Origin of the sequence: Flavobacterium sp. FlaQc-49 (assembly GCF_044005985.1) — a bacterium.
Classification (GTDB): domain Bacteria; phylum Bacteroidota; class Bacteroidia; order Flavobacteriales; family Flavobacteriaceae; genus Flavobacterium; species Flavobacterium cupriresistens.
On sequence record NZ_JBIPCS010000019.1, the window covers coordinates 22,861 to 30,574 of the forward strand.

General features: G+C 35.2%; 8 protein-coding genes and 1 tRNA gene. 5 read left to right on the forward strand and 4 right to left on the reverse strand.

Annotation, left to right across the window (positions count from 1 at the left end):
- Window positions 1-65: 65 nt before the first annotated feature.
- Window positions 66-470, forward strand: a complete 405-nt coding sequence (locus tag ACHRV3_RS22260) for an acyl-CoA thioesterase (protein WP_395427359.1) — start codon at window positions 66-68, stop codon at window positions 468-470.
- Window positions 471-501: 31 nt separating this feature from the next.
- Here the strand turns inward: ACHRV3_RS22260 and ACHRV3_RS22265 are convergent, their stop codons facing one another.
- Genes ACHRV3_RS22265 through ribD form a run of 3 tightly spaced genes read right to left on the reverse strand, consistent with a single transcriptional unit; the run spans window position 502 to window position 2,824 of the window.
- On the reverse strand, window positions 502-1,134 hold the full coding sequence (locus ACHRV3_RS22265; RefSeq protein ID WP_395436191.1) for an IMPACT family protein: 633 nt from the start codon (window positions 1,132-1,134) through the stop codon (window positions 502-504).
- A gap of 45 nt (window positions 1,135-1,179) precedes the next feature.
- Window positions 1,180-1,782 (reverse strand): HAD family phosphatase, encoded by a 603-nt coding sequence (locus ACHRV3_RS22270; RefSeq protein ID WP_047779194.1) that lies wholly within the window; start codon window positions 1,780-1,782, stop codon window positions 1,180-1,182.
- The gene (ribD, locus tag ACHRV3_RS22275; RefSeq protein ID WP_047779193.1) at window positions 1,775-2,824 is read right to left on the reverse strand and encodes a bifunctional diaminohydroxyphosphoribosylaminopyrimidine deaminase/5-amino-6-(5-phosphoribosylamino)uracil reductase RibD; all 1,050 of its coding nucleotides are present in this window, start codon (window positions 2,822-2,824) and stop codon (window positions 1,775-1,777) included. The genes ACHRV3_RS22270 and ribD overlap by 8 nt, the downstream gene beginning before the upstream one ends.
- Before the next feature lie 95 nt (window positions 2,825-2,919).
- Between ribD and ACHRV3_RS22280 the strand changes: the two genes are divergently transcribed.
- Window positions 2,920-3,417, forward strand: coding sequence for a GNAT family N-acetyltransferase (locus ACHRV3_RS22280; protein ID WP_395436192.1), 498 nt, complete (start codon window positions 2,920-2,922; stop codon window positions 3,415-3,417).
- A 76-nt stretch (window positions 3,418-3,493) separates the two neighbouring features.
- Window positions 3,494-4,348: a peptide chain release factor N(5)-glutamine methyltransferase gene (gene prmC, locus ACHRV3_RS22285; RefSeq protein WP_395427363.1), complete on the forward strand. Its 855-nt coding sequence runs from the start codon at window positions 3,494-3,496 to the stop codon at window positions 4,346-4,348.
- Between the two features lie 76 nt (window positions 4,349-4,424).
- Here prmC and ACHRV3_RS22290 read toward each other — a convergent pair whose 3' ends face one another.
- The gene (locus ACHRV3_RS22290) at window positions 4,425-5,669 is read right to left on the reverse strand and encodes an ABC transporter permease (RefSeq protein WP_395436193.1); all 1,245 of its coding nucleotides are present in this window, start codon (window positions 5,667-5,669) and stop codon (window positions 4,425-4,427) included.
- A gap of 202 nt (window positions 5,670-5,871) precedes the next feature.
- Between ACHRV3_RS22290 and hisS the strand changes: the two genes are divergently transcribed.
- Both hisS and ACHRV3_RS22300 read left to right on the forward strand, forming a co-directional pair.
- The gene (gene hisS, locus ACHRV3_RS22295) at window positions 5,872-7,299 is read left to right on the forward strand and encodes a histidine--tRNA ligase (RefSeq protein WP_395436194.1); all 1,428 of its coding nucleotides are present in this window, start codon (window positions 5,872-5,874) and stop codon (window positions 7,297-7,299) included.
- A gap of 155 nt (window positions 7,300-7,454) precedes the next feature.
- Window positions 7,455-7,525 (forward strand) — tRNA-Trp (locus ACHRV3_RS22300).
- The last annotated feature ends 189 nt before the right edge of the window (window positions 7,526-7,714 follow it).

Consider the following 7,714-nt stretch of genomic DNA (forward strand, 5'->3'; position numbering starts at 1 on the left):
TCTAATTTTATAAAAAAATGTTGTAAGGGGACTTTTAGGAACTAAAATTTTTTAATCTATAAATAATGAAAAATCATCAAACTCAAGTACGAGTTCGTTACTCTGAAACTGACCAAATGGGGGTCGTTTACCACGGAAATTATGTTCCTTATTTTGAGATAGGACGCGTGGAATGGCTTAGAGATAAAGGGGTTTCGTATAAAAGCATGGAAGAAAGCGGTATTGGATTGCCGATTGTTTCGATGCAAATAAATTATAAAAAATCGGCACGCTATGATGAGCTGTTAACCATCCATACCAAGTTCAAAAGTCAATCCTCTGTAAAGATCGAATTCGATTGCGAGATCTACAATGAAGCAAATGAGTTATTAACAACTGCAGTGTTTATTTTGGTATTTATTTCGTTAAAAACAGGTCGTCCTACTGCTCCTCCAAAATACATTTTAGAGTTGTTTGAAACTCTGGTATAATTGTTAAAATGAGGGGTATTTTTATTAGAATTTATAAAGTTTTAATATCGATTTCAAACATTAAATCAAAAATGTCGAATATTATTTCGGCATTTTTTTTTCTCGTTTTGGTCTCAATTTTGCCAATTGGCAGTCCGGAATCTTGATCCATTTCCATTTCCTGAGAAACGATATCCAGTTTTTTTTCTTTGATAACCCGCATCACTTTATTCATGTTTTTATAATCAAAAGAGATTAAAAAATGCACGTCGATCGTTTTTTCGATGATCTCGCAACTTTCAAGTGTCATTTGGGCTGTTGTTCTATAAGCAGCAATCAATCCGCCGACTCCGAGTTTGACACCGCCAAAAATTCGAACTACGACTATAAGAACGTTTGTTACCCCAAAAGATTGTATTTGTCCGTATATAGGTGCGCCGGCTGTATTGCTCGGCTCTCCGTCATCATTGGCGCGATAGCTGATGTTGGGCGCGGTACCTAATTGATAGGCGTAACAAAAATGAACCGCATGTGGATGTTGTTTTTTTAAAGTCTCAATGATGGGTTTTACTTCTTCTTCGTTTTCGATAGGGAAAGCATAACCAAAGAATTTGCTGCCTTTTTCTTTTAATAAAATCTCTTCTGATTCAAAGGCAATAGTTTGATAGGTGTCGTTGTAGTCCAAGAGTTAAGAGTGAGAAGTTAAAAGTGAGAGGTGAAATGTAAAAAATTAAAGTATGTTTTTTTCAAACAAATCAACTACGTCTTCCTGTCCAACTTGTAAATTCCATACATTAAAGCCCAGAGAAGCAGCGCCGTCTGTGTTTTCTTTTTTGTCGTCTATAAATAAGGTACGTTTGGGAGACAGCTCGTGTTTGTTGATCAGGTATTGAAAAACATCTGCATTGGGTTTGCGCATTCCAATTTCAAATGAAAAATAAACTTTTTCAAAACATTGATAGAAATCGCTGTAAAAGGAAATGCCGCTTTTGTTTTCGAAGGTTTCAATATGGATAGAATCGGTATTGCTCAATAAAAACAAACGGTATCTGTTGGAAAGCATTTGCAGGAACTCTAAACGATACAAAGGGAAATCTGCCAAAATAGCATTCCATGCCTCAAGAATTTCTTCTTTTGATGCGTTTGGAAGTTCTTTTTGAAAACCACCAATAAACTCCTCGGGCGAAATGTCACCGGTTTCAAACAACAGGTTTAAACGATCCAATTCAGAACTCCATTCTGTCATGCCTAATTGCTGCAATTTAGAAATGGTAGCTTGTTTATCTAAATTGATAAAAATGTCTCCGAAGTCAAAAATTATAGTATCAATCATGATTTCTAATGTGTATTAATTCATCAGTTATAAGGTGCGTTGTAGCTGTTTTATTTCGTGTTATTGTCGGTGCCTTTATTCCTTTTTCGAAAGTAGATTTTCCGATAAAAATACAAGCTTCGTCCCAGATATTCTGATCAATAAAAGTTTGTAACGTCTGTAGTCCACCTTCAATTATAATAGATTGTATCTGGTTTTGATACAAAATCGTTAAGAGTTGTGGTATTATATTTTGATTAAAATCAATTACTTCAAAGGTAGTGTTTTCTTTTTCGCTGGCAATTTTTGAGCCTGTTAATACGATCGTTTTAACACTATCGTCGAAAATAAAACTGTCTTTTTCGATTCGATTGTGCTGATCTAAAACAACTCTTGTCGGATTATTTCCGCTCCAGTCCCGAACGTTTAATTTTGGATTATCATCTACCACAGTTTGTGTTCCCACAAGAATAGCTTGCTCTTCACTGCGCCATTTGTGAACCAATTGTCTCGAATAAGCATTGGTAATCCAGACAGGTTTTCTGCTTGGGTTGTTTTCTTTTTCTGGTGCCAAAAAGCCATCCTGACTTTCTGCCCATTTCAGAATAATATAAGGTCTTTGCTTTTGGTGAAAAGTAAAAAAACGTTTGTTGAGTTCATTGCATTCGTCTTCTAAAACGCCTACAACAACAGTAGCGCCCGATTCGATTATTTTTTTGATTCCTCTTCCGGCGACTTTTTCATTTGGATCGACAGTGCCTACTACTACATTTGGAATTTTATGTTCTATAATTAAATCGCAGCAGGGTGGTGTTTTACCAAAATGACTGCAAGGTTCCAAGCTTACATAAATGGTAGCTTTTTTTAATAACGATTTGTCTTTTACGGATCGAATCGCATTTACTTCTGCATGCGGTTCTCCTGCTTTTTTGTGCCAGCCTTCACCAATAATCCGGTCTTCATAAACGATGACGCTTCCTACCATTGGGTTCGGATAAGTCGTTCCCAGACCATTTTTGGCCAATTCGATGCAACGTTTGATATATTTCTCCTGTATATTCACACTACAAAAGTAGTTATTTTTCAGTTTACGATTTCGTTAAGAAAACTATCGGAAAACTATTTTTACTTTTGTAATTATAAGCTGAATAAAGTAAAATGGAAAATTGGAGTATTAGAATAATTCAAAAACAAGACAATCAAGAAGTTGCAAAATTAATACGATCCGTTTTTGATGAAATGGAAATTCCAAAAGTCGGAACTGCTTATGAGGATCCTTATTTAGATTTGATGTTTGAAGAATATCAAAAACCAAAATCGGCTTATTTTGTAGTTGAATCTGAGGGTAAAGTTTTGGGTTGTGCCGGAATTGCGCCTTTGGAGAATGGGGATTCTAAAATTTGCGAATTACAAAAAATGTACTTTTTGCCTGAAACAAGAGGTTTGGGAATTGGCAGCGAAATGATGGAGCTATGTTTGCAACAAGCACGGGATTTTGGTTTTGAAAAATGTTATATCGAAACAATGCCTTTTATGCATGCGGCCCAAAAATTATATAAAAAATCGGGTTTTGAGTATCTCGATGCTCCGATGGGAAATACTGGGCACAGTTCTTGCCCTGTATGGATGTTGAAAGATTTACGAAGCGAATTGTAACATATTTTACTTTTCATTACTTATTATCCTGAAATGCTGCCGGTTTTAATCGAAAATTAATGCTCAAATACCCAAAATGAAAATCAAACAATACCGTACTCAATTTATACAAGAGCTGTCGTCTTTTTATGATGCTTATGAAGCAGAAAGTTTTTTCTATTTAATTTTAGAAAACAAACATAAACTACGACAAATTGATTTGGCTTTAAATCATGAATTGGTTTTTAATCCATCTGATTTTGCGTTTTGGGATGTCATTTTGCAGGAGTTAAAAAAAGAAGTTCCGATTCAGTATTTGTTGGGGAAAACGAATTTTTACGGTTTGGATTTTGAAGTCAATGAGAATGTTCTGATTCCGAGACCGGAGACGGAAGAGCTGGTAGAATGGATTGTAAAAGAAAACGCAAAAACGGATAAAACTAAGACTTTAAAAATTTTAGATATCGGTACAGGAAGCGGCTGCATTGCGGTTTCATTGGCTAAAAATTTACCAAACGCAAAGGTTTATGCCATTGATGTGTCGAAAAAAGCATTGGAAACAGCGAAACGAAATGCGATAAATAATAAAGTTGAAGTTACTTTTTTACTAAATGATGTACTGGAATTAGAGGAGCTGCCTTATGATTTTGATATCATAGTTTCGAATCCGCCTTATGTTCGCCATCTGGAAAAAGAAGAAATCAAAAAAAATGTACTGGACTACGAACCGCATTTAGCACTTTTTGTCGAAGATCACGATGCCTTAATTTTTTACAAAAAAATTGCTACTCTGGCTCAGGATAATCTATTCAAAAATGGACAGTTGTATTTTGAAATTAATCAATACCTGGGAAAGGAAATGATTGATTTACTTGAAGAAATGGAATTTAAAAACATCGAATTACGTAAGGATATTTATGATAATGACAGGATGTTGAGGGGGTCTTTTTAGTCACAGTTTTCAGTCTCAGTTTTCAGTCTCAGTTTTCAGTCTCGGTTTTACTGTAAACTGCGACTGAGACTGAAAACTATTCGTATCGCAACGCTTCAATAGGGTCTAGTTTAGATGCTTTTATTGCAGGGTATAAACCGGAGGCTAAAGCAACAAGGAAACTGGTTATAAAAGCAGCGATAATGGCTACCCATGGAATGACAAAAACAAAATCCATGGCGGTGGCGATACCATAACCCAACAGTATTCCCCATATAATCCCAACTAAACCGCCAATTTGTCCAATCAATAAAGTTTCGATAAAAAACTGAACAGCAATCGTTGATTTTTTTGCTCCCAATGCTTTTCGAACCCCGATTTCTCGAGTACGTTCCGTAACCGAGACAATCATGATGTTCATTAAGGCAATTGAAGAACCTAATATGGTGATGACACTTATGATCACGGAAGCCCAGCGTAAGTAAACCGTAATACTTAAAATTCGGTTGATTAAGTCGTCACTTCGGCCAATACCAAAATTAGAATCACGAACGGGACTTAATTTTCGTACTCTTCGCATGACACTTGTAGCGTTATCAACAGCCTCGTCCAAAAATTCTTTTTTTGAAACCATGGCGCTTATGGTGTAATTAATGTTAGGAGCGGTAAATAAGGAACGTGCCACCTGAATTGGGATTAAAACCCTTAAATCCTGACTGTTCCCAAACGTTGATCCTTTTTCTTTTAGAACGCCAATAACTTTAAATCGGGCACCTCGTATTGAGATTATTTTATCAATTGGATTCACATCTTTTAAAAGGCCTTTCTCAAAATCGGATCCCACAACACAAGAATAGGTATTGTTGTCAATGTCAAATTGATTGAAACTACGACCTGAACTTACCTCTAAACCCGAGTTGGTTATAAAGTGTTCGTCGACACCAAGGATTGTAATTTCCGGATCGGTTTTTTGGTCTAAGTATTTTACTTCCGCTTTTGAAGTCGCTGTAAACGAAAGTGAAGTCTCGGTAAAAGGATATTTGTATTTGTTTTTAAAAGCGACTGCTTCCGGATAAGAAATGATCGGATTTACGATTTCACGCTCATTGCCACCTCTGTTTTTAAGATTATTCTCGTACTGGTTAATGTTGAAAGTATTAGCGCCCATAGACGCAAAATTGGTAGAAATGGTGTTTTCTAATGCCGTTACAACGGTAAGAATTCCAACCAAAGCCGTAATTCCAATAGCAATAATTAATACGGTAAGAATGGTACGGAGTAATTGTGTTTTGATAGAACCAAACGCAATTCGAATATTTTCTCTGAATAATTTTAGCATCATGACCAATTTGTCACGAAAATACGTTTTTTGTTACAAGTTTGTTTTCGATCGGGCATTATTTATTTTAAAAAATAAGATATTTGCAAACGATTTAAGACTTGAATAAAATTCTAAAATCAGGAATAAATTAACTTAAAGATTTTTAATTTATAGGTTTCAAAGAAAATCTAAAATCTAAAATCGACAATCTAAAATATTAAAGATGGCTTCTAAACCAAGTATACCAAAAGGAACGAGAGATTTTTCACCTGCAGAGGTGTCAAAACGTCAATATATTATTCAAACCATAAAAAGTAATTTTGAGAAATTTGGTTTTCAGCCTATTGAAACACCTTCGTTTGAAAATTCTGAAACCTTAATGGGGAAATATGGAGAAGAAGGAGATCGTTTGATTTTTAAAATATTAAACTCAGGTAATTTTTTCTACAATAAAAAGAACAAAATCGAATTGCCGGAAGCGATAGCAGAGTTGCAAATAAATTCTGCTGAAACAATTGATACGAATCAAAGAATTCAGTTGAATAAATTTACCGGAACGATTTCAGAAAAAGCATTGCGTTACGATTTAACCGTTCCGTTTGCCAGATACGTGGTACAACACCAAAACGAAATTGAATTTCCTTTCAAAAGATATCAAATTCAACCAGTTTGGAGAGCAGATAATCCACAAAAAGGGCGTTTCAGAGAGTTTTTCCAATGTGATGCCGATGTTGTAGGTTCAAAATCATTGTGGCAGGAAGTAGAATTGGTTCAATTGTATGATACTGTTTTTACAGCTTTAGGTTTAGAAGGTGTAACCATTAAAATCAATAACAGAAAAATTTTATCCGGAATTGCAGAAGTAATCGGTGCTTCGGATAAGTTGATTGATTTTACGGTTGCCTTGGACAAATTGGATAAAATCGGTGAAGAAGGTGTGAAAAAAGAAATGATAGAAAAAGGAATTTCTGAAGAAGCCTTAGTTAAAGTACAACCGCTTTTTGGTTTTACAGGAACTTTTGCAGATAAAATCGCTCAGCTTTCTAGTTTATTGACTTCGTCTGAGGAAGGCATGAAAGGAGTAGAAGAGTTGCGTTTTATTTGTGATAATGTAGCTACTTTAGGTTTATCAACAGCAACCTTAGATCTTGATGTGACTTTAGCACGTGGTTTGAATTATTATACCGGAGCCATTTTTGAAGTAGCAGCGCCAAAAACAGTTGCGATGGGTTCTATCGGAGGTGGTGGAAGATATGATGACTTAACGGGTATTTTTGGTTTGAAAAATATGAGTGGAGTCGGAATCTCTTTTGGTTTAGACAGAATTTATCTGGTTCTCGAAGAGCTTCAGTTGTTTCCTGAAACCGTTGCGGCAACTACCAAAGCGATATTCATAAATTACGGAGATAAAGAGGCGTTATATGCTTCACAAGCGATTCAGAAATTAAGAAAAGAAAATATAAAGGTGGAACTTTATCCTGATAATGTAAAAGTGGGTAAACAATTTCAATACGCTGATAAACGATTAATTCCTTTTGCCGTAATCGCAGGCGAGCAGGAAATAGCTTCCAATTCTTATTCGCTTAAAAATTTAGTAAGCGGGGAACAAATTTCTGTTGATTTCGAAGGATTGAAAAAAGCATTGCTTTAAGGAATAATTTGGTAAGGTTTTGTGTCACATGACTTTAGCGAATTTTACTGAATTTGGATTAATTTCGAAATAAAAAAATCAGCTAAAATCTTTCTAAAACTGCCTAAAATAATTGCAGGAACAGAAAAAAACCTTTTAATTTGCGGCACTAAGTTACGGGCGTAGTTCAAGGGTAGAATAGCGGTCTCCAAAACCGTTGATGGGGGTTCGAATCCCTCCGCCCGTGCAATAAAACCGTATTCAACATAAAATAGTTATTGATTATTTTTTGAGAGGTTTTCGAAAGAAATGACTAGTCCTAAATAATCGATACAGATTATTAGATAAAAATATTTTAATTAAACACCTGCAAAAACGTTTTTGCAGGTGTTTTTTGTTTTATAAGTTCTCATTTCAACTTTACTTTGTTCGTGCA